Source organism: Amycolatopsis nivea (assembly GCF_004522235.1).
Classification (GTDB): Bacteria; Actinomycetota; Actinomycetes; order Mycobacteriales; family Pseudonocardiaceae; genus Amycolatopsis; species Amycolatopsis nivea.
In genome coordinates, this window is record NZ_SDLT01000010.1 from 169,851 (window position 1) to 190,915 (window position 21,065).

The 21,065-nt window shown below is 70.4% G+C and carries 19 protein-coding genes; 8 read left to right on the plus strand and 11 right to left on the minus strand.

Translation table 11 applies throughout. The annotated features are described in order from the left end of the window. Positions 1 to 211 precede the first annotated feature (211 nt). Both EIZ44_RS14775 and EIZ44_RS14780 read left to right on the plus strand, forming a co-directional pair. The gene (locus EIZ44_RS14775; protein WP_134729132.1) at positions 212 to 1,177 is read left to right on the plus strand and encodes a TerC family protein; all 966 of its coding nucleotides are present in this window, start codon (positions 212 to 214) and stop codon (positions 1,175 to 1,177) included. A 38-nt stretch (positions 1,178 to 1,215) separates the two neighbouring features. Continuing rightward, complete coding sequence (locus EIZ44_RS14780) at positions 1,216 to 3,144, plus strand: S9 family peptidase (RefSeq protein ID WP_134729134.1); 1,929 nt, start codon at positions 1,216 to 1,218, stop codon at positions 3,142 to 3,144. Here EIZ44_RS14780 and EIZ44_RS14785 read toward each other — a convergent pair. From EIZ44_RS14785 to EIZ44_RS14795, 3 genes are all read right to left on the minus strand, one after another. After that, the gene (locus EIZ44_RS14785; RefSeq protein ID WP_037818125.1) at positions 3,137 to 3,793 is read right to left on the minus strand and encodes an RES family NAD+ phosphorylase; all 657 of its coding nucleotides are present in this window, start codon (positions 3,791 to 3,793) and stop codon (positions 3,137 to 3,139) included. The genes EIZ44_RS14780 and EIZ44_RS14785 overlap by 8 nt on opposite strands. An 89-nt stretch (positions 3,794 to 3,882) precedes the next feature. Then, positions 3,883 to 4,464: a hypothetical protein gene (locus tag EIZ44_RS14790; protein WP_037818127.1), complete on the minus strand. Its 582-nt coding sequence runs from the start codon at positions 4,462 to 4,464 to the stop codon at positions 3,883 to 3,885. A gap of 533 nt (positions 4,465 to 4,997) precedes the next feature. Further along, positions 4,998 to 5,975: a LacI family DNA-binding transcriptional regulator gene (locus EIZ44_RS14795; protein WP_134729136.1), complete on the minus strand. Its 978-nt coding sequence runs from the start codon at positions 5,973 to 5,975 to the stop codon at positions 4,998 to 5,000. Positions 5,976 to 6,067: 92 nt separating this feature from the next. Here EIZ44_RS14795 and EIZ44_RS14800 point away from each other — a divergent pair, with 92 nt between their 5' ends. Next, complete coding sequence (locus EIZ44_RS14800) at positions 6,068 to 7,546, plus strand: FGGY-family carbohydrate kinase (protein ID WP_037818129.1); 1,479 nt, start codon at positions 6,068 to 6,070, stop codon at positions 7,544 to 7,546. On the opposite strand, the gene EIZ44_RS14805 is transcribed toward EIZ44_RS14800, so the two are convergent. After that, a complete protein-coding gene (locus EIZ44_RS14805; protein ID WP_051729507.1) occupies positions 7,491 to 8,315 on the minus strand; it encodes an AraC family transcriptional regulator in 825 nt (274 codons plus the stop codon). The two genes, EIZ44_RS14800 and EIZ44_RS14805, sit on opposite strands and share 56 nt — an antisense overlap. A 39-nt stretch (positions 8,316 to 8,354) precedes the next feature. Here EIZ44_RS14805 and EIZ44_RS14810 point away from each other — a divergent pair, with 39 nt between their 5' ends. The 3 genes from EIZ44_RS14810 (at position 8,355) to EIZ44_RS14820 (ending at position 10,563) form a co-directional block, all read left to right on the plus strand. After that, complete coding sequence (locus EIZ44_RS14810) at positions 8,355 to 8,753, plus strand: NUDIX hydrolase (RefSeq protein ID WP_037818130.1); 399 nt, start codon at positions 8,355 to 8,357, stop codon at positions 8,751 to 8,753. 198 nt (positions 8,754 to 8,951) lie between these two features. Continuing rightward, positions 8,952 to 9,431 (plus strand): MmpS family transport accessory protein, encoded by a 480-nt coding sequence (locus tag EIZ44_RS14815; protein WP_037818131.1) that lies wholly within the window; start codon positions 8,952 to 8,954, stop codon positions 9,429 to 9,431. A gap of 361 nt (positions 9,432 to 9,792) precedes the next feature. Further along, on the plus strand, positions 9,793 to 10,563 hold the full coding sequence (locus EIZ44_RS14820) for an ABC transporter permease (RefSeq protein ID WP_134729138.1): 771 nt from the start codon (positions 9,793 to 9,795) through the stop codon (positions 10,561 to 10,563). Here EIZ44_RS14820 and EIZ44_RS14825 read toward each other — a convergent pair. Beyond that, positions 10,539 to 11,225 (minus strand): histidine phosphatase family protein, encoded by a 687-nt coding sequence (locus EIZ44_RS14825; RefSeq protein ID WP_134729140.1) that lies wholly within the window; start codon positions 11,223 to 11,225, stop codon positions 10,539 to 10,541. The genes EIZ44_RS14820 and EIZ44_RS14825 overlap by 25 nt on opposite strands. Before the next feature lie 22 nt (positions 11,226 to 11,247). Further along, entirely contained in the window at positions 11,248 to 13,125 is a 1,878-nt protein-coding gene (locus EIZ44_RS14830) for a Na+/H+ antiporter (protein ID WP_240691304.1), read from the minus strand. A gap of 60 nt (positions 13,126 to 13,185) precedes the next feature. Between EIZ44_RS14830 and EIZ44_RS14835 the strand changes: the two genes are divergently transcribed. Next, a complete protein-coding gene (locus EIZ44_RS14835; protein ID WP_134729142.1) occupies positions 13,186 to 14,595 on the plus strand; it encodes a carboxylesterase/lipase family protein in 1,410 nt (469 codons plus the stop codon). Positions 14,596 to 14,623: 28 nt separating this feature from the next. Here the strand turns inward: EIZ44_RS14835 and EIZ44_RS14840 are convergent, their stop codons facing one another. The 4 genes from EIZ44_RS14840 to rnhA form a co-directional block, all read right to left on the minus strand. Continuing rightward, entirely contained in the window at positions 14,624 to 17,263 is a 2,640-nt protein-coding gene (locus EIZ44_RS14840) for a glycoside hydrolase family 2 protein (RefSeq protein WP_051729510.1), read from the minus strand. A 160-nt stretch (positions 17,264 to 17,423) separates the two neighbouring features. After that, positions 17,424 to 17,798, minus strand: coding sequence for a YchJ family protein (locus EIZ44_RS14845; RefSeq protein ID WP_037818138.1), 375 nt, complete (start codon positions 17,796 to 17,798; stop codon positions 17,424 to 17,426). Then, entirely contained in the window at positions 17,795 to 18,148 is a 354-nt protein-coding gene (locus tag EIZ44_RS14850) for a DUF1801 domain-containing protein (protein ID WP_037818140.1), read from the minus strand. Before EIZ44_RS14850 ends, EIZ44_RS14845 begins: the two co-directional genes overlap by 4 nt. Positions 18,149 to 18,459: 311 nt before the next feature. Further along, a complete protein-coding gene (rnhA, locus tag EIZ44_RS14855; protein ID WP_037818141.1) occupies positions 18,460 to 18,939 on the minus strand; it encodes a ribonuclease HI in 480 nt (159 codons plus the stop codon). Between the two features lie 91 nt (positions 18,940 to 19,030). On the opposite strand from rnhA, the gene EIZ44_RS14860 reads away from it, so the two are divergent. Further along, positions 19,031 to 19,816 (plus strand): DUF1684 domain-containing protein, encoded by a 786-nt coding sequence (locus tag EIZ44_RS14860; protein ID WP_134729143.1) that lies wholly within the window; start codon positions 19,031 to 19,033, stop codon positions 19,814 to 19,816. A 23-nt stretch (positions 19,817 to 19,839) separates the two neighbouring features. On the opposite strand, the gene EIZ44_RS14865 is transcribed toward EIZ44_RS14860, so the two are convergent. Continuing rightward, positions 19,840 to 20,955 carry an amidohydrolase family protein gene (locus tag EIZ44_RS14865; protein ID WP_240691305.1) on the minus strand — a complete coding sequence of 372 codons (1,116 nt, stop codon included), beginning with the start codon at positions 20,953 to 20,955 and terminating at the stop codon, positions 19,840 to 19,842. Between the last annotated feature and the right edge of the window lie 110 nt (positions 20,956 to 21,065).

Sequence of the window (21,065 nt, forward strand, 5' to 3'; positions counted from 1 at the left end):
TCCGGTGATGTGGGCAACCCCGGCTGGCGTTCGCAGCCCGTAACCGGCAGACTGAACGCGCTGTGAGGGGAGTATTCCTTCGCGGCGGTGTCGTCAGCACGGTGCACCCGGCGAGTCATTCGCCGAGGTCCCCGGCACCGTCGGCCGGTTTCGCACCGGCGGGAGAGACCTCCGGTTAGTTGCTGCTGCGCACTATCCGGAGGTTTCTGAGATGACCGTCCCCCTGTGGCTGTGGTTCGCGACAGTCGGCGGGCTGCTCGCGCTGATCGCCATCGACCTGGTGATCGTCGACCACAAGCCGCACGAGGTGACCACCGGCGAGGCCGCTCGCTGGGTGATCTTCTACGTCGCCTGCGCCGTCCTGTTCGGAGCGGGGATCTGGTTCTTCGCCGGGCACGACCCGGGCGTCCAGTTCTTCACCGGGTACATCACCGAGTACTCGCTGAGCGTGGACAACCTGTTCATCTTCATGATCATCATGACCTCGTTCAAGGTGCCCGCGATCCACCAGCACCGCGTGCTGCTCGTCGGGATCCTGCTCGCGCTGGGCATGCGGAGCGTGTTCATCGCGGTCGGCGCGGCGCTGATCAACCAGTTCGTGTGGGTGTTCTTCGTCTTCGGCGCGGTGCTCGTCTGGACCGCGATCAGCATGCTGCGCGGCAACGGCGACGAGGAGGAGTACCACGAGAACGCGCTCACCCGCTGGGTGCGCAAGCTCTACCCGGTCACCGACGACTACCGCGGCCACAAGTACCTGGTGAAGGAAGACGGCAAGCGGAAGATCACCCCGATGCTGCTGGTGATCGTCGCGATCGGCTCGGCCGACCTGCTGTTCGCGGTGGACTCCATCCCGGCGATCTTCGGGATCACCCAGGAGGCGTTCCTGGTCTTCACCGCCAACGCGTTCGCGCTGATGGGCCTGCGGCAGCTGTACTTCCTGCTCGGCGGGCTGGTCACGAAGCTCGTGTACCTCAGCTACGGCCTCGCGGTGATCCTCGCCTTCATCGGGGCCAAGCTCGTGATCCACGCGCTGCACGAGTACCACCTCGCGCCGGACTGGCTGGACATCAACAACTGGATGTCCCTCGGCGTGATCGTCGTGGTCCTCACCGTCACCACGGTGCTGAGCCTGGCGAAGGCCAAGCGCGACGAACGCCGGGCGGTAGAGGCGAAATAGGTCGTTTGCCTTGCTAAGGATCGGGTACGGTCGTCGGCATGCGTCCTGCCGACATCGAAGTCCTCGCCGTCCCCGGCCGTCCCGCGCTGCGCGGTGATCTCCTGCTCGCCGCGGTGAGCAGCCCCGACCTGGAAACCGATCAGTACCGCAGCGCGATCCGGCGGATCTCGCTGTCCGGCGGCGAATCGCCGTGGACGCAAGGTCCGCGCGATTCGTCGCCGGCCATTTCGCCGGACGGCCGGTGGGTCGCGTTCCTGCGCGCCGGCGACGGCAAGGGCGCGGAAGGCAGTCCGCAGGTGCACGTGATGCCCGTCGACGGCGGCGAATCGCGGAAGCTCACGTCGCTGCACCTCGGTGCGGACGCGCCGGTGTGGGCCCCGGATTCGCGCTGGCTCGCGTTCACCGCGCGGGAAGCCGAGCCGGGCCGCTACGGCACCGAGGACGCCGACGAGCGCACGCCGGAGCCCGCCGCCGAGGCGCCGCGGCTGATCACGCGGCTCGACTACCGCATCGACAACGTCGGCTTCCTGCGCGACCGGCCCAAGCGGCTGTACGTGCTCGACACCTTCGAAGAGGGCGAGCCGGAAGCGGTGACGCCGCGCGACTACAGCGTGAACCAGCCGGTCTGGACGCCGGACGGCGAGCGGGTGGTCGTGACCGTGCCGCACGACTTCGACCGGACGGAAACGCGCGAGCACGACCTCGTCGCGTTCCCGGTCGACGGTGGCGCCCCCGAGGTGCTGGCCGCTTGCGCCGGGTACGCCGATCAGCCGGTGTACGCGTCGGACGGCACGCTCTACTTCTTCGGCACGTCCCATGAGGACGGTGTCGTCGTCGCTTCCAACATCGGGCTCTACGCAGTCGTGCCGGACGGGAAACCGCGGCGGCTGACCGATGTGGAGACCGTCGACGTCGAGCCCGGCTCCGGCCCGGCGCTTCCGCTCGGCGATGAGGTCCTGGTCGCGGTGCGCAACCGCGGTGCGGTGGAACTGCGCGCGGTCCAGACGGACGCCGACGGTGCGAAGCTCGGCGACTTGCGCGTGCTGCACGCCGGGCATTCGGCGGTCCACGGATTCGCCGCGGACGGCGACACGGTTGTCGCGGTAGTGGCCGATTTGGACACTGCGGGCGAGCTGGTGGTGCTCGGCTTAGACGGCCCGCGCGTGCTCACCGATTACTCGAAGCCGTTGCGGGACAAGGGTCTTTGCGAGGTCGTGGAGCTCGAAACGACCGCGCCGGACGGCTACCCGGTGCACGGCTGGCTCGTCCTTCCCGACGGCGAGGGCCCGCACCCGGTGCTGCGCGTGGTGCACGGCGGGCCGTTCGCCCAGCAGGAATGGACGGTGTTCGACGAGGCGCAGGTGTACGCGTCGGCCGGGTTCGCCGTCGTGCTCGGCAACCCGCGCGGATCGGCCGGATACGGGCAGTCGCACGGTACTTCGGTCGTGCACAACATGGGCACCGTCGACGTCGACGACGTGCTCGCCCTGCTCGACAAGGCGCTGGAGCGGCCGGACCTCGACGCGTCGCGGACCGGGATCATGGGCGGTTCCTACGGCGGGTTCATGACGAGCTGGGTCGCCGCGAAGCACCCGGACCGGTTCCGCGCGGCGTGGAGCGAGCGCGCGGTGAACGCGTGGGACTCCTTCGCGGGCAGCTCCGACATCGGCTACTACTTCACCGAGGGCTACGTCGGCGCGGACCCCGACGAGCAGCGGCGCCGCAGCCCGCTCAGCTACGCCGCCGACGTGCGGATCCCGTTCGCCGTCGTGCATTCCGAGCAGGACTGGCGGTGCCCGCTGGAGCAGGCGCAGCGGCAGTTCGTGGCGCTGCGCCAGGCCGGCGTCGAGACGGAGTTCCTGCTGTTCCCCGGCGAGGGGCACGAGCTGACGCGCTCCGGCAAGCCGCGGCACCGGGTGCAGCGGTTCGAGGCGGTGCTGGCCTGGTGGTCCCGGCACCTCAGCTGAGCAGCGTGTAGTTCAGCTCCTCGCACACCCGCCCGAGCGGCACGTCGAGCCCCGGATGGTCCAGCGGAAGCAGGACGTCCGGGGCGATCGGCAGCGCCGCGCCCGCGGGCGGGTCCCACAGGCACAACGAGGGCTTGCCCGCGTCCATCGACGAGCGGTACCAGAGCCCGTCGAGGTCCGGCATCGCGCCGCGGATCGCCCGCGCCCACGCCTGGGTGATCTTTTTCGGGCCGCTGGAGATCTCCTGCGACGCGCCGACCCGGGTGGGCCACAGCCCGGTGAGGTCGAGCAGTCGCAGCACGCGCGTCGGGCGCACCACGACCAGCCGCGGGCCGCGCGTCGTGCGGTCGACCGTCGAGGTCGTCTGGAACACCTCGGCGACGCTCGTGCGCACGGTCAGGCCGAAGTACAGCACGCCGTTGCCCGGGTCGGTGACCGGACGGCCGCCGCGGCCGGGCTGCTGCTGGTCGAACCGGCCGTGCGGGAGCGGGCCGGTGTAGCGGAAGGTGTTCCACTGCTGCGGATGGTTGCCGTGTGCGGTGAAGATGCGGACCAGCCGGGTCTCGGGCTGCACCGAAACCACGTCGTGGCTGCGGTCCAGCCCCTTGACCAGAGCAGACCGCGCCGGAGGCGAGGGGAGCCGGGCCATGCGGGGGAGGTCGTCCGTCCTGTGTCGGGGCAGGGGGCGGGCCTGCGCCGCGGTGGGCGGGCGGCGCGCAGGCGGGGAAGGTCAGCGGGTCAGAACGGCGAGCCGAGCGTGGCGACGAGCCGGGCCACCTGCTCGGGGTCGCCGCCGGCGAGCAGCCACTGCCGCGGCGTGGCCGGCCGGTCGCTGATCACCAGGTCGGACTGCGGGGTGTTCATGAACGCGGCGACGACCAGCGCGGGCTGGTCCTCGGGGACGGCGCGCAGCACGGTTTCGAGGCCGGGCAGCACGCCCGCGCCGTTGAACTGCCACGCGGGCAGCCGCCAGCCCTGGTCCTTCCAGCCGGTGAGCCTGCCTTCCTTGAGGCGGTGCCGGATCCGGCTGTCGTCGACGTTCAGCATCTCGGCGGCCTGGCCGACCGACAGCGCGGAATCGGCGAGCACGGCGTGCGCGGCGACGGTGCGCGCGCGGAAGTCCGGTTCGCCCTCGTCGCGCGGGCTCAGGTCGAGCCCCGCGTCGGTCAGCGCGGCGCGCTGGTCGGGGGAGAAGTAGTGCGAGGGGTCGGGGTTGGGCGGCGACAGCCTTCGGGCCGCGTCCTCCACGAGCGTGAGAAACTCGTTCGCGTCGGCTTTGAGGCCGGCTCTTGCGAGAACGTTCTCCAGCGCTATCGACATACGCTCAGCCTAGCGCGTGTGTGCGGGTTCGTGCGGTTTCTCGCCTTTTTGTGGGTGAATTCACCAAAGATCGACACGCATCGCACAGAAGTCAACACGATGGGTAGGCGAGTTCGGGCCAGTCTGCCCCGCACCGGGTGGCTTGTCCAGGCTTTCGAGTGCTTGACACTCCCGGACCGCCGATTTACGTTGCGAACGAGTAATCGGTTTCCCGCCCTCGGGTGCGGCCCGTGCTCCGCCGTCCGCGGCGGACGCTGGGGGGACAGGGGGTGGGGCGTGCCTGGCGGCTCGGCGGACCTCCGCCCGGCCGCCAGGCACGTCGTTTCCCCCGGATCGCGCTCTCGCCTCGGACGTCTGCGGCGGGTTTCGCCGGGTCTTCCCGGCTCGCCGGATCGTCCGCTGCCCCCGGATGTTCTCGGACGCCGGTCCCGTCCTCCGGCCTCCTGCGGCTTCTCGTGGGCGGCAAGGACGGTTCTTACCGGCATTGCCACGCACGAGGACCCGCCGGGTGCCGTTGTTGCGCGGGAGTGCGGTCAGCGGTGCGAGCTCTGCCGGTCGATCAGCTGCGCGTCCAGGGTCGTGGTGACCGGCTCGCGGGTGCTGTCGGCGATGCGGGCCAGCAGCAATTGCGCGGCGACCCGGCCGATCTCGTACGCGGGCTGCGCGACGACCGTGAGCGGCGGGTCGATGAGCGTCGTCCACGGGGCGTCGTCGAACGAGACGATGCCGATGTCGCGCCCGGCCCGCAGGCGCCGTTCCGCGAGCGCCTCCAGCACCCCGATCGCCATCGTGCTGTTGGCGACCAGCAGCGCGTCCGGCGGCTCCGGCTGGTCCAGCAGGTCCTCGGCGGCGTGGCGGGCGCCTTCCGCGCGGTATTCGGCGCGGCGGAAGACCGCGTTCTCCTCGCCGACCGCGTCGAGGTAGCCCGACAGCCGGTCGTCGGCGGTGCGCACGCCGGACGGTCCGGTCAGGCACGCCACCCGCCGGTAGCCGTTCGCGACGAGATGCCGGGCCGCCTGCCGCGCGGCGCGGCGGGTGTCGACGAGCACCTGGTCGCCGTCGGTGCCGGGCAGCGGCCGGTCGACCGCGACCACCGGGATGCCGAGCCGGCGCAGCCGCGTGACGCTCGTCGTCGGCCCGGTGGGGGAGAGCAGCACGCCCGCGACGCGTTCCTGCAGCGCGACGTCGAGGTACCGGCGCTCCTTGTCCTCGTTCTCGTCGGAATTGCAGAGCACGACGGAATACCCGGACACCTGCGCGAGATCCTCGACCCCGCGCGCGATCGAGGTGAAGAACGGGTTCTCGACGTCGGAGATGATCAGCGCGAGCACCGCGGTTTCCTGGCGGCGCAGGTTTCTCGCCAGTCCGTTCGGGTGATAGCCGAGCTCCTCGGCGGCCTCGAGCACCCGGGCGGCCAGCTCCGGGTCCACTGTGGACTTGCCGTTCAGGGTCCGCGACACCGTGGCGGTCGAGACGCCTGCCCTGGCGGCGACGTCGCTGATCGTGGCCACCGAGCCTCCTCGTCCTGGCTTCCTTGACACCCCGGTGACCGCAGAATACCGTCCCGGTAATCGTTTACCGTCCGCTTACCGGGGGTGCTGCGATGAAACCGGGCCCGTTGCTCGGCATCGACATCGGCACGTCCAGTTCGAAAGGCGTCCTCGTGGGTGCGGACGGCACTGTACTGGCGCGCGCCGCCCGCCCGCACAGCACCTCCCGCCCGCGCCCCGGCTGGTTCGAGCACGACGCCGAAACCGTGTGGTGGGCCGGGTTCGCCGAGCTGGTGCGCGATTTGCTGGCCGGCGGCGAGAAACCCGCCGGGCTCGCGGTGAGCGGCATCGGCCCCGTGCTGCTGCCCGCGGACGCCGACGGCCGACCGCTGCGCCCGGCGATTCTCTACGGCGTCGACACCCGGGCCGGGGCGGAAATCGCCGAGCTGACCGCCGAACTCGGCGAAGAGTCCATTGTGGAACGCTGCGGGAGCGCGCTGTCGAGCCAGGCGGTCGGCCCGAAGTGGCGGTGGCTGTACCGGCACGAATCCGACGTCGCCGCGCGGGCCCGGCAGTTCCTGATGGCGAGTTCGTACCTCGTGCAGCGGCTGACCGGCGAATACGTGCTCGACCACCATTCGGCGAGCCAGTGCGACCCGATGTACGACCTGCGCGCGGGCGGCTGGGCGGAGGACTGGTCCGCGCTCGTCGCGCCGGGGATCGACCTGCCGCGGCTCGCCTGGCCGACCGAGGTCGTCGGCACCGTCACCGCCGCGGCGGCCGCCGAGACCGGATTGCCGGCGGGATTGCCGGTCACCTGCGGCACGATCGACGCGTGGGCCGAGGCGACCAGCGCGGGCGTGCGCGACCCCGGCGACACGATGGTCATGTACGGCACCACGATGTTCCTCGTCCAGGCCGTCGCCGAGGCCCGTCCGGTGTCCGGGCTGTGGGCGACGCGCGGGGTTTTCCCGGGCAGCTTTTCGCTGGCGGCGGGGATGGCGACGTCCGGCGCGATCACCGACTGGCTGCGGGAACTCTTCGACGGCGACTTCGCCGAGCTGGTCGCTTCGGCCGGTCGGGTTCCGGCCGGCAGCCGCGGATTGCTGATGCTGCCGTACTTCGCGGGCGAGCGGACTCCGGTGCCGGATCCGTTGGCGCGCGGGCTGATCGCCGGGCTGACCACCTCGCACGGCCGGGCGGAGCTGTACCGCGCGGCGTTGGAGGGGACGGCATACGGGGTGCGGCACAACCTTTCCGCGATGGGCGCTCCCGCGCGCCGGTTGGTGGCGGTCGGCGGTGGCACCCAGGGACGGGTGTGGACGGGGATCGTCAGCGATGTGACCCGGACGCCGCAGCATCTTCCGACGGAAACTGTCGGCGCGTGCTTCGGGGACGCGTACCTGGCGGCGGTGGCGATCGGGTTGGAGCCGGATATCGAGGCGTGGAACCCGGTTGCCGAGGTGATCGAGCCGGATCCGGGCCGGGCGGACCGGTACGACGAGTTTTACGCGCATTACCGGGCGTTGTATCCGGCTACTGTGGAGACGGCGCATTTCCTTGCGCGCCAACAGGATTTGGCGGCGGAGTGAGTCGCCCGGCGAAGTAGGCGCCCGGGGTGAGGCCGGTGAGGGCGCGGCATTCGCGGGTGAGGTGCGGCTGATCGGAGTACCCGGCTGCGACGGCCAGCTCGGTGAGGGTTGCGGTGGCCGGTGCGAGCGCGATGGCTCGTTGCAGGCGCAGGATGCGGCGGTAGGTGGCCGGTCCATAGCCGACGGCGAGAGTGAAAAGCCGACGTGCCTGCCGTTCGCTTCGGCTCGGTTGAGCCGGAGACCAGGCGGAGTGGTCGGCTTTCGATGACGGTCGCACGCCCGGGTGCGTCGATTGCCCCGCGGCGGGGGCTTCTCCTTCGCCTTGGCCCAGAATCCCGGCGGACTCGGCGGCGAGTCGCGCCAGCATCCGCTCCACCACCGGATCCGGGGCAGCTGCCTGCTCCGTCGCGATGTCGGCCATCGCGTCGGCGAGGTCGCGGCCGCTGAGGATTTCGTCGGCGAGAGCTGCGCCGCGGCGGTTCCACAGGTCCGGCAGCGAGACGCGGCTGTCGCGCAGTTCGTCCGCGCCCACGCCGAGCATCGCGGCCGCCGCTCCCGGCCGGAAGCGCAGACCGCGCAGCCGCGTGCCGGGCGGGAACACCGACGTCCACGCAGTCGTGTCCGGCCCGGCCACGAAAACCTGGCCGGCGCCGGCGACCAGGTCCACGCAGCCGTCCGGGACGATCCGCTTCGGGCCGGGCTCGGCCGACTCCCAGCGGCACCGCACGAGGCGGCGCAGCGAGTGCGGCGGCGGGCTTTCCGAGTACACCCCGCGATCATCCCTCGCGGGTACGACAAAATGGCGCCCATGACCCCGATCGATGCCCTGGCCTGGGTCCACGTGCGGGACCGGCGGCTGCTGTCCGTCCGCACGACCGGCAAGGAAAAGTTCTATCTCCCCGGCGGCAAGCGCGAACCGGGGGAGGGCGACGTCGAGGGGCTGTGCCGGGAGATCCGCGAGGAACTGGGCGTCGCGCTCGACCCGCTCAGCTTCCGTTTCTTCGCGCTGCTCGACGAGCAGGCGGACGGATTCGCCGACGGCCGCCGCGTCCGGATGACCTGCTACACCGCCGACCACGCCGGCGAACCGGAGCCGTCGGCGGAGATCGCCGAGGCCGCCTGGCTGCGCGCCGCGGACGCCGCCGCCTGCCCGCCCGCCGGACAGCGCGTGCTGCGGATGCTGGCCGACGCCGGGCTCGTCGACTGATCACCCTGCGTCAACCGGGGGATGCGCGAGCGTCATCGGCATCGTGCGTGGTGATCGTGCTCGTACGCGCACGTCCCCTACCCCCATCAGGGTGAAATGGAGCTGATTTTCTCGGGTTGGCTAACGCCGTGTAACGGTCTGGCGAAGAACCAGACGTCGCACTCGCGGGAAGTGCGCTCGAGAAGAGAAGACCTCTCCATGGGTGTTCCTGGCGCGACCCGGCCCACGGCGGCCCGGGGGGAATCGGGCAGGCTGCGGCCGCTCGGAAGCGCGGTGGTCGTGGTCGGCGTCATCGCCGTCGCGGTCACTGTCGCGTGGTACGTCATGCCGAAAGCGACCCCGGACCGGCCCGCACCGGCCGCGTCGGTGCCGTCGGTCACCGTCGAACCCGCGATCGTGCGCGAGGTGACCCGCACGGTCGTCTACGAACTGGCCGGCGAGGACGTCGCGCACAACCTCACCTACGTCGCGACCGGCGGCGACCTCGAACAACAGGCCGAGGTGCGGCTGCCCTGGTCGGTGACCGTGCAGCGGAAGGCTCCCGCCGAGCAGCCGGTGTTCAGCAGCCTGGTCGCGCAGAGCACCGGGGCGCTGCTGTGCCGGATCCGGGTGGACGGGCAGGTGGTCGCGGAGAAATCGGTGGCCGGGGAGGGGCGGCAGCTCAGCTGCAGCGCCTGACTCGGGCTGGAAGGCCGCGGGGGATCGGCAGAGCGGACCCCGCCCGCTTGCGGCACGCCGAGTTGCTCTCGCGGAAGCGCTTGATCGGGGCGGGGCGAAGCTCTCCGGGGCCGCGCTGGCATCGGCGGGACGGATCCCGCCCGGCTGCAGCGCGCCGAGTTGTTCTCGCGGAAGCGTGTGACCAGGGAGGCTTGAAGCTCGCCGGGCCGCGCAGGTGGCATAGCGAGCCCGTCCACTCGCCAGCACACCAAGCTGTCCTCACGAACCTCCGCCGCGCCTGCCCGGGAAGCCCCGCAGCGTCAACCAGCGAAAGCGGCCCGCTTCACCGCCCCGAACCCGGCTCTGCGGCAGGATCACCTCCGTGAACGGTGCGATCGGATTCGGGCCCGCGCTGATCGCCGTGCTCGTGGTGCTGGCGCTCGCGGGCGCGGCGGTCGTCCGGTTCGGGCAGCTCGGGCAGGGGCGGGCGGTGCTCGTCGCGGCTGTCCGCGCCGTCGCGCAGCTCGCGCTCGTTTCGCTGGTCATCACGGTGATCCTGCGGTCGGGCTGGCTGACCGGCCTGTTCGTCCTCGCGATGTTCTCCATCGCCGCCGCGACGTCCGCCGGCCGGATCGGGGTGCCGCGGCGGATCGGGTGGGTCGCGCTTTCGCTGGCGTCCGGCGTGCTTCCGGTGCTGGCGCTCGTGCTGGGGTCCGGTGTCGTTCCGGCGAAGCCGATCGCCGTCGTGCCGGTCGCGGGGATCGTGATCGGCGGCTCGATGACCGCGACCTCGCAGGCGGCCCGCCGGGCGCTCGACGAACTCAAGCAACGCCGCGGCGAGTACGAAGCCGCGCTGGCGCTGGGACTTCTGCCCCGGCACGCCGCGTTGGAGATCTGCCGTCCGTCGGCGGGACACGCGTTGATCCCGGCGCTCGATCAGACCCGGACGGTCGGCCTGGTGACCTTGCCGGGCGCGTACGTCGGCGTGCTGCTGGGCGGGGCGAGCCCGCTCCAGGCCGGGACGACGCAGGTGCTGGTGCTCATCGGGCTGCTGGCCGCGGAGGCGATCGCGGTGCTGGTGACGGTACAGCTCGTCGCGGCGGGGTTCGTCCGCCGCGACGAGCGCGCTCAGCCGAGCGGGGCGGCCAAGTGAGACCGGTCGTTGAAGCCGCGGATCAGCCAGTTCTCGCCGTGCACCACGAGGTGCGAGATCGAGCCGTTGTCCGCGCCCAGGAACGCGAACCGCTCCAGCGCGCGGCTCGCCTGCGCGAACGCCTCGCCGATCACGCCGCCGTGGGTGAACACCGCGACCCGCTGGTCCGGGTGCGCCGCGGCGATGCGGGTGATGGCGGCCCGGATCCGCAGGCCGAACGCCTCGTCGGATTCCGCGCCGGGCAGGACGTCCCACCGCTGTTCTTCCCACAGCTTCCGCGCGAGCGGATGCCCCTCGGCGGTGTGCTTGCGGAACAGCCCGTTCTCCCATTCGCCGAGGTGGATCTCGCGCAGGTCCGGCTCGACGGCCGGGGTGAGGCCGAGCTTTTCCGCCAGCGGCGCGGCGGTCTGCGCGGTGCGCCGCAACGTAGTCACGTACAGCGCTTCGATGCGCTCCGACGCAAGCCGCTCGCCTACGCGCGCGGCGTGGTCGCGGCCTTCCGGCGCGAGGTCCGGGTCGGCCTGGCCGTCGACGAGATCGAACGGCTCGCTGAGCCGTTGCGGCATCGATTCCCCGTGGCGCACCAGGAAAATCTCGGTGGCGCCCGAGGGCGGGCTGAAGCGGTGCTGGCGGTACTCGACTTCCTGTTCGGGCGTGCTCATGCCCCGACCCTAACCGGTCGGCTCACCCGAGTTGCTTGTCCACGAAGCACCACCGCCACGTCTCGCCCGGCTCGAAGCTGCGCATCACCGGGTGCAGGGTTTCGTGGAAGTGCTGCGAGGCGTGCTTGCCCGGCGACGAGTCGCAGCACGCGACGTGCCCGCACTTGAGGCACATCCGCAGGTGCACCCAGGTCATCCCGGCCTCGACGCATTCGGCGCAGGAATCCCGGGTGCTGGGCTCCTTGTCCGGCCATGTGTGGCTGAGGTGCTTGCAGGACCCGGCCGTGGCGGCGGGCGTGCTGAGTTCGCGTTCGGCCACCGGGGGTTCCTCCTCGTCGCGGTCGAGCATGGATTCTTCGATGTCGAGGCGAGCCAGCACGCGGCGCAGCACCGCGTCGTCGGCACTGCCCCGGTCCCGTGCCTTCAGGAACACGTCGCGTTCGGCTTCGAGCAGCTGGACGCGCAGCCGACGGTAGGCGTCGCTGGGGGTTTCCGCGAGCGTGCTCTGCCTGCCGAGCTGTTCCCACGCGGAGTCGGACCGGTCCTGCAACCGGTCGCGCAGCCGCTCGATCACCTCGGGCGGGTCTTCCGGGCGGCGCAGTTCCTCCAGCTTCGCGAGCGCGGCGCGGGTCATGTCGTGCAGCACGGCGGCTTCCTGCAACGCGTCCTCCGCCGGGTCCGGCCGAGGCAGCCGCAGGCGGCGGATCAGCGGCGGCAGCGTCATGCCCTGCACCGCGAGCGTCCCGGCCACCACGACGAACGCGGCCAGCACGAGCACCGCGCGCTGCGGGGTGTCCGCGGGCAGCACGAACGCGGCGGCGAGCGTGACCACGCCGCGCATCCCGGCCCACGCGATCACCGCCGAATAGCGCCACGGCCACACCTTGCCGCGTTCCAGGCCCAAGGTTTTCAGGAGCCGTTTCACCACGCCGATGCCGACCATCCAGAGCATCCGCGTGAGGATCGTCGCGGCGAGCACCGCGGCGCAGATCCCAGCGAGCTGCCACACCGACAGCCCGCTCTTGCCGACCTCGTGCAGGATGCCCCGCACCTGCAGGCCGATCAGCAGGAAGACCATGTTCTCCAGCAGGAACTGGACGGTTTCCCAGTTCAGCCTGCTGGCCAGCCGCGACGGCCCGGACTGGATCCGCGGCGTCTGGTGCCCCTGGATCAGCCCGGTGACGACCACCGCCAGCACGCCGGATCCGTGCACCGCCTCGGCGAGCAGGTACGCCGCGAAGGGAACCGCGAACGACAGCGCGGTGTCGGTGATCGTGTCTTCCAGCTTCGCGCGCACGTACGTCACGATCAGCCCGACGAGGAAGCCGACGACGATCCCGCCGACGGCCGCGAGGAGGAAGTCGAGACCGACCTGCCAGAGGCTGACCGCGCCGGCAATCGCCGCGATCGCGGTCCGCAGCGCGACGAGCGCGGCGGCGTCGTTGAAGAGGCTTTCGCCCTCCAGCAGCCGGACGAGCTTGCGCGGCATCCCGACCCGCCGGGCGACCACGCTCGCCGCCACCGCATCCGGCGGCGCGACGACGGCGCCCAGCGCGATCCCTGCGGCCAGCGGCAATCCCGGCACGACCAGCCAGGCGACCAGCCCGACGCCGAACGCGGTGAACACCACCAGCCCGACCGACAGCAGCGCGATCGGCCCGCGCAGCTTGCGGAACGCGACGAGCGACGTCTGGATCGACGCGGAGTACAGCAGCGGCGGCAGCAGCCCGATGAGGACGATCTCCGGGTCCAGTTCGTACTGCGGCACCCCGGGGACGAACGACACCCCGACGCCGACCGCGACCAGGCACAGCGGAGCCGACCAGTCCATCCGGCGCGCGACGACGGTCACCAGGAGAACCGTCAGGACCAGCGCCACCAATTCCGCTGCGATTTCCACCGGACAATCATCGCCTGCGGTCCCGGAGCACGCGCGGGGGCCAGCGTTAGGCTGCGGTTCGTGACGACGGTGGAGACGCGGGCCGGTGCCGTCCGCGGCGAGGTGCGGGACGGAGTCGGGTTTTTCCTGGGGGTGCCGTTCGCGGAGCCGCCGGTGGGGGAGCTGCGGTTCCGCCCGCCGGTGCCGGCGGCCTCCTGGACCGGGGTGCGCGACGCGACGGAATTCGCGGCCAAGGCCCCGCAGCCCGACGTGACCGGGAAACGCTTCGTCGGCGACGAGGACTGCCTGTACGTCAACGTCTACGCGCCTGAAGCACCCGGTTCGTACCCGGTGCTGGTGTGGATCCACGGCGGGGGCGGGGTGATGGGCGCGCCGCACCAGTTCGACGCGTCCGCGTACGCCCGCCGCGGCGTGGTCGTCGTGACCGTCGCGTACCGGCTCGGAGTGCTCGGCATGCTCCGGCTGCCTGGCGTTTCCGACGGGAATCTCTCGCTGCACGACCAAGTGCTGGCGCTGGAATGGGTCCGCGACAACGTGGCCGCGTTCGGCGGCGACCCGCGGCGCGTGACGCTCGCCGGGCAGTCCAACGGCGGCCGCACGGTCGGGACCTTGCTGGCGGTTCCGGCCGCGAAAGGGCTGTTCAGCCAGGCGATCGTGCAGAGCGGCACCGGGGTCGGTTCCGTCGTGCACACTCCGGCAGAGGCGGAAGCAGTCGGCGAGACGGTGCTGGCCGAACTGGGCGATGGCGACCTGCGCACGCTGCCGGTCACGGAGATTTTGACCGCGCAGCAACGGGTCACCGCTCAACTCGGCACGCTCGTGACGTACCGGGCGGTCGTGGACAGAGATCTCCTGCCGCAGCGGCCCGGCGAAGCGGTCGCGGACGGCGCGGCCCGGGAAGTCCGGATCCTCACCGGCACCACGGCCGACGAGCAGGACCTGTTCTCCTGGCTGCAAACCGGCGGCGCGAAACTGCTCGGCACCGGATCGACGATGCTCGAACCGGACGCGATCGCGCGGATGACCGAGGCGTACCGCGAACTGCTGCCGGACTGGCCGGAGGACCAGCTGGTGAACCGCGTCCGCACGGCGGGGGACTGGTGGCTGCCGGCGATCCGGCTGGCCGAAACCCAGCACGCGGCGGGCGGCACGGCGTGGATGTACCGGCTGGACTGGCGGATCGCGCCGCGCGGGAAGGGCCTCGGCGCGGCGCACGGGGTGGACCTGCCGTTCGTGTTCGACGACGTCCGCAACCCGAATTGGCGCTTCCTCTTCGCCATCGCCCGCCCCGATCCGGAACGGCTGCGGGCGATGGCGGAGGAGATGTTCGGGACGTGGGTCCGGTTCGTGGCGACCGGCGATCCCGGCTGGGCGGCTTACACCCCCGAGGACCGCGTGACCCGGTTGTTCGACGACGTGAGCACGACCGTGTCCGATCCGGATTCCGGACAGCGGCGGCTGTGGGGCTAGCGAACCAGGTCCGCTAGCCCCGCCGCGCTTACGCGTGGACGGTCTGCGTGCCGGTGTTCCAGCCCGCGACCCGCACCGACGGAGCCGAACCGTGCAGGTCGGCCGTGCGGTAGGTGGCGGTGAGCGTCACCGATTCGCCCGGCCACAGGCTGACCTGGTTGTCCGACCAGGACACCGGGAGCACCGGCGTGCCCGTGCTGTCCACCAGGTGCATGTCCACCATGAACGCCGGGGTCTTGCCCGACGAGGTGTTGGTGAGCTTCACCGTGGTGACGGTGGTGCCGTCCGGACCCGGAGCGGAGGTCGCCGCGGTGGCCACCTTCGCCGCGCCCAGCTTCGACAGCCCGGACAGGTCCGCGTAGGACGACGTCGGCGTGTAGTACCAGTCCGACTTGCTCCAGTTGAGCTTGTCGTCCTTGGTGGACAGCCAGTACACGTTCCGGCTGACCTCCTTGCCCGCCGAATCGGTGAGCACCAGCTTCGCCAGGTAGGTCGAGGAAAGCCCGCTGACCGAACCGATGTCGAGCGCCTTCGCGTGCGCGCCGCCGCCGTTGACCGAGAAGTTCTTCTTGGTCTTCGAGAACTTCTTCGTGCCGTCGGTGTTGAACAGCTCGACGCTGGCGGTCAGGCCGGACGCCTTCTTCGTGGTGGAGTTGACCACCTCAGCCGACTTGGTGTCGTACGAGTACTGGATGTGCAGCGGCTCGTTCGCCTTCTTGGCCCCGAAGTAGGAGCCGTTCTGGTCGAGGTAGGCGTCGAACAGCTGCCAGTGCAGCGACGTCCAGCCGCTGTTGAGCATCCAGTAGATGAGCCCGGTCGACGGGTCCTTCGAGTCGGTGAAGTTGCGGGAGTGCGATTCGAACTCCGCGCGGACGTTCTCGTACTGCGCCAGCTGCGCCTTGCGGACGAAGTCGTCCAGGCTCGTCGGCTTGCCGTAGCGGCCGGCCAGCGCGTCGCCGAAGATTTTCAGGTTGGCGAATGTCTCCGACTCGGAGCGGTGGTACTGCGGCGCGGACGGGTTCTTCCAGAGCGTTTCCAGCTCGGCGGGCGTCATCATCCGCTTGAGCGTGTCCATCGTCGGGATGTCCGGCCCGGCGCTGGTCTCGGAGTTGAAGTTCCACGCGCCGCCCGCGTCCTTGTGCGCCTTGTCGTACCAGTAGTTCGGCGGGACGTAGTCGTACGGGCCGTTCATCTTCATCCCGGACGGGCCGAGCTTCGGCGACGCCTTGGCCGACGCCGCGGAGATCACCGCCGCGGGCCAGTCCGCCGCCGACAACGCGTCGAGGTAGCCCTTTTCGATCCGCGCGTCGGGCGCGAAGTCGCTGCCGATGTGGAAGGACAGCACGCTCGGGTGGTCGCGCAGCCGCTCGGCCTCGGCGGTCATCGACGCCTTGGCGATCGGGTAGTCGGCCTCGGTCCAGGGCTCGCCCTTCTCGTCGCCGTTGACCTGGCCTTCCCACTTGTCGCAGCATTCCCAGCCGGGCATGGTCAGCACGCCCATCCGGTCCGCGAGGTCGAAGAACGCGTCGGGTTCGATGTGGCCCTCGAGCCGCACCGTGTTGAGGCCGAGGTTCTTGACGTAGGCGAGCTTGTCCGCCGCCCGGCCCGCGTCCCAGCGCAGCAGCAGGTCGGGGGACCAGCCGCCGCCCTTGATCATCAGCGGCTTGCCGTTGACGACATACTGCCGTCCGCCGCTGGAGTTCAGCGGAGCCTTGACGTCGCGGATGCCGAAGCTGGAGTGGCTCGCGTCGGACGTGGTCCCGCTGACGCTCGCGGTGAGGTCCAGCTGCTGCATCGGCTGGCCGCCCATGCCGGCGGGCCACCACACCAGCGGCTTGTCGACGCCGATCACCGGGAAGGTGACGGTCTTCTTTTCGTGCGCGGCAAGGGAAACGTCCTGGCTCACCGGCTTGCCCGCGACGGTGCCGGACACCGTGGTGCGGACCGGCTCGTCGGAGTCGTTGCGGACGTCGGCCTTCGCGGTGAGGTCGGCGTGGTCGAGCGCGGGCACGTTCAGCTTCGTGACGACGTGCGCGCCGCGGAGCGCGACCGGCCCGCTGTGCCGGACGACGACCTCGCGCGCGAGCCCCATGTTCTGGTCCGGCGGGGTCTGCGCCCAGTCGATCCAGCCCATCGACAGGTCGTTGTTCGGGTCGTTCGGGTAGACCTTGAACGCGACGCTGTTGACGCCCTCGTGCACCTGCTTGGTCACGTCGAGGTCGTGCCGGGTGTAGGGGCCGTTGACCTCGTCCTTGGTCGCGACGCGGGCGCCGTTGACCCAGACGTCGGCCTTGGACAGCACGCCGCTGACGTCGAGGTAGGTGCGCTGGGACGGGTCGGCGACCTTGATGTCGGCGCGGTACCACCACGGCACCTTGAAGTCCGCGGCCGGCACGTTCTTCATGTTCGTGGAGTAGAACGGGTCGGAGTAGCGGCCGTTGGCGAGCAGCCCGGCGTACACCGTCGACTGCGAGCCGACCGGGTACCAGCCCTTGGCGTCGAAACCGGGCTTCGACACCGAGGCGTCGTCGGGCACCTTGGCCGAGGACTGGATCAGATAGCCGGGGATCGCGGCCTGCCCGGGTTCCGGCCCGGCCGACGCGGCCCCGGCGACTCCGGGGATCAGCGCTGCGGTCAGGGCGGCGACTGCTAACAGCCGTCCGGGCATTCTTGGCCGGCGTGGGGTCACGAGCGGTCCTCCTCGGGCTCCTGGCGGCGGCGATTGTTAGTAAAGTTCCTTAACGATTGCCGGTGATAGTAGCCGTCCGGAGGAGCCGGGAACAGACCTCGACGGGGTCTTTTCGCCCGATTTTCGCCAGCGGTTCCGCCTAGAGCGCGTCGACGTAGTACCAGCGCCCGCCCTCGCGGACGAACCGGCTGTTCTCGTGCTGCGAGTCGTCGCGGCCCTGGTAGCGGTAGTGCGCGCGGAACTCGACGGTGCCCTCGTTCTGCAGCAGCGATCCGCCGGTCCGGCCGAGGATCTCCAGCCGGGTCCACTCCTGCGCGGGGTCGAGCCGCAGCCGCTTCGGGCGGGTGTCCGGATGCCAGGTGTCGAGCAGGTACTCGGGCTCCCCGACGGCGAACGCGCAGTAGCGGGACCGCATCAGCAACTCGGCTGTCGGGGCGTTCTGGTCGCCGCGGTGGAACCGGCCGCAGCAGTCGGCGTAGGGCTCGGGCAGCCCGCAGGGGCAGGGGTTCGTCACGCCGCTGATTCTGTCTCCAGCGCGAGAGCCTGCTGCACCCAGGCGGTGATCTGCTCGGCGTCGACGTCCTCGGCGCTGCGCAGCTTCACGTGGGCCATCTCGCGGGCGCTCGGTTCGAGGCCACCGCCCTCGATCAGCTGGCCGCGCCAGAAAGCGAGCGTGACGTATGAGCTGTACGCCTTCGCGAGGCAGACCGGGTTCTTGCCCGCTTTCCAGGTGGGCGCGCCGTGGTAAAGCGCGGCCGGTTCGGGCATCGCGTTGTCGAGCGCGGGCAGGAGAGCGGCGTAGACCTCGCGGAGCACTTCAGGCTGCGCGGCGACGTACTCGGCGACGGTCGTGAACTTCGGCATGGCTGGTCCTCTCGGCTTTCTGGTGCTGCCGAGCCTGCCTGCCGATGGTTATTACTGTCAAGACTAATTTTTTTGTCGGTGGACGGCATTGCTCGGACGACCACGATCGCGATCGATGGCTCATCCGGCACCGGGCGGGCCGCGACGACCAGATCGCGCGTCGACGTGAGCCCTGTCGACCGGTGCGCACCTTCACGGGTCAGAACGCTGTCGACGATGTCCGCCGGACGACGGGATCCCGCATGCGCAGCCGCCGTGTTCATGAACTCGTCGAAGCGGTACGGCCAAGCTCGCGAGTCGATCCGCACGGCTCAGCCGCGAGCCCGGCGCACCCCGGCCGCGGCGGCTTCCTGCGATCCCTTGACCGCGAGCTTGTCCGCGCGCTCGTTCTCCGGAAGCCCGGCGTGGCCCTTGACCCACAGCCACTCGACCTCGTGCTGCTGGCAGGCGGTGTCGAGGCGCTGCCAGAGGTCGGCGTTCTTGACCGGCTGCTTCGCCTGCGTCTGCCAACCGTTTTTCTTCCAGCGCGGCATCCACTGGAGGATGCCGTTGCGGACGTACGTGCTGTCGGTGTAGATCCGCACCACGGACGCGCGGGTGAGGCTTTCCAGCGCGCGGATCGGAGCCATCAGCTCCATGCGGTTGTTGGTGGTGACGGTGTCCTCGGCTCCGTACAGCTCGCGCTCGTGCTTGCCGTAGCGCAGCAGCGCACCCCAGCCGCCCGGTCCGGGATTGCCGCTGCACGCGCCGTCGGTGTAGATCTCCACGGCCTGTTCCGTCTGCTCCGCCACGCGGCGACCCTACCGTTCCCACGTGCTGGGAGCCGGAATGCCATGCCGGGTCCGGTGTTGTCCCCTGGACACTCACGGAAGGGATCCGGACATGGCGGTGGAGTTCGCACAGGCGTGGCAGGACTGGAAAGCGGAACGGGAAAAGACGCTGGCCGATCCGTACGGCTGGCTGGCCCTGGTGTCGCTCGACTGGCTCGAGGATGCGCCCCGGACCTACCCCGGCCTGCCCGGCCGATGGTGGCAAGACGCGGAAGCCGCGTACGTCGATCCGACTGGCGGGGAGTTGCGGCATGAAGGCACTCTGCTGACTGATGTCCACCGCTTCGAGCTAGTGAACAGCGGCGCGGGCACCCGGGTCACGGCCGGTTCGGTGGAAATCGAGATCGCCCGCCGGTCGGGGTACTTGATCCGCGTGCACGACCCGAAAGCCCCTGTGCTGCAAGCCTTCCAAGGGGTCCCCGCGTACGAGCCCGATCCGGCTTGGGTTCTGACTGGCCGTTTCGAGCCGTTCGACGAGCCGCGCCCGACGACTGTGGGTGCGGTTGTGGAGGGACTGTCGCATGTCTACACGGCACCTGGGCGGGTTGTCTTCGAGCGGGATGGGGTTGAGTACACGCTTACTGCGTTCAATGGGAAGACCGGTGGGTACAGCATTCTTTTCACTGATGCGACTAGCGGGGTGACTACCTATGCCGCCAACCGTTCGCTGCCGGTCGCCGAGGCTGCTGCGGACGGGACGGTGACTTTGGACTTCAACCGGGCGGTGAATCTGCCGTGCGCGTTCACGGATTTCGCCACGTGCCCGTTGCCGCCGGAGGGGAATCATTTGCCGTTCGCGGTGGAGGCGGGGGAGAAGCTGCCTTACGAGCGGCAGTAAGTACTTGCTCGGCGGCGCTGCGGTCACCGAAGGGAGAAGACACGCTCCGCGTTAAGGTGGCCGACTTTCGCTCGCTGCGCGTCCGACAATGGGGCGGACCGTAAGAAGGCCATGGCGTCATCTGTGTCTTCGTAAGGCGCGTCAATGGCGAACATGATGTTGTCCTCTCCGATCGCGTCCAAGGCGAGCGCGAGGACGGCCGGATCGTCGATGCCGCTGGTGGTGATGACGAAGTTGCGGCGGAAATACTCGCTCGGTGTGAGCCGGAGCTTCGGCATGGTCCCCGCCGCTCCGGGGATGCGCGCGGCGAAAGCGTGGCGGTTGTCGATGCGTTTGAGCCAGTACGGGATGCCTTCGCCCAGGTGGCCGAGCACGACCGTGAGGCCCGGGTGGCGGTCGAACACGCCGCTCAGGATGAGCCGCATGGCGTGCAGGCCGGCTTCGGCCTGGTAGCCCCAGACCGCGGCCTGCATTCCGTAGGCGTCGTACGGAGCGAGCATGCTCGGGAATCGCGGGTGCAAGTAGACCGGTGCCTTCGCCCCTTCGGCTGCTTCGAGCAGCGGGGCGAACCGAGGCTCGTCGAGGTACCGGCCTTCGGTGTGGGAGTTGATCATGATCCCGTGCAGTCCGAGCGGCCCCATGGCGCGTTCGATCTCGTTCGCGGCGGCGGCCGGATCCTGCGGAGCCACGGTGCCGAGGGCACCGAACCGCTCGGGGCGTCGCCGTACGAAGCCGGCGAGGGAGTCGTTCACTGCCCGGGCCAGCGGAACGGCGGCGGCAGCGGAGTAGGGCTGCACACCGGGCGGGTTGATGCTGAGCACTGCCATCGCTTGCCCCGCAGCGTCCATGGCGGCGACTCGACGGTCCAGGTCGGTGAGCGCCGACCGAAACGGTTCCTGTGCTTCGACCATGCGCATGAGGTCGACTTCGGTCCGGTCGCCTTGGTGGACGTCGAGACTGTGTGCGGCGCTGAGGAACTGCTCGGTGGCGACATGTTCCTCGACGGCGATGACCCGCGGCAGATTCATGTCTCCATTGCAGGGCCGGTTGCCGATCATGTCCAAGTCGCGTTCGGCATCGTACGATGCGGCCGGGGAATGAATCTGTCCGGCCGGCGCCCCGTTTTCCCTGCGCTGCAAGGAAAACGGGGCTTCCTGCCCGGCTCTGGGAACGGCTGGTCACGAAGCGGACGCGGAAGACCCCGGATCGGTTCGCTGCCGCGAAATCCGCCGTTCGTAGGCGCGGCGTG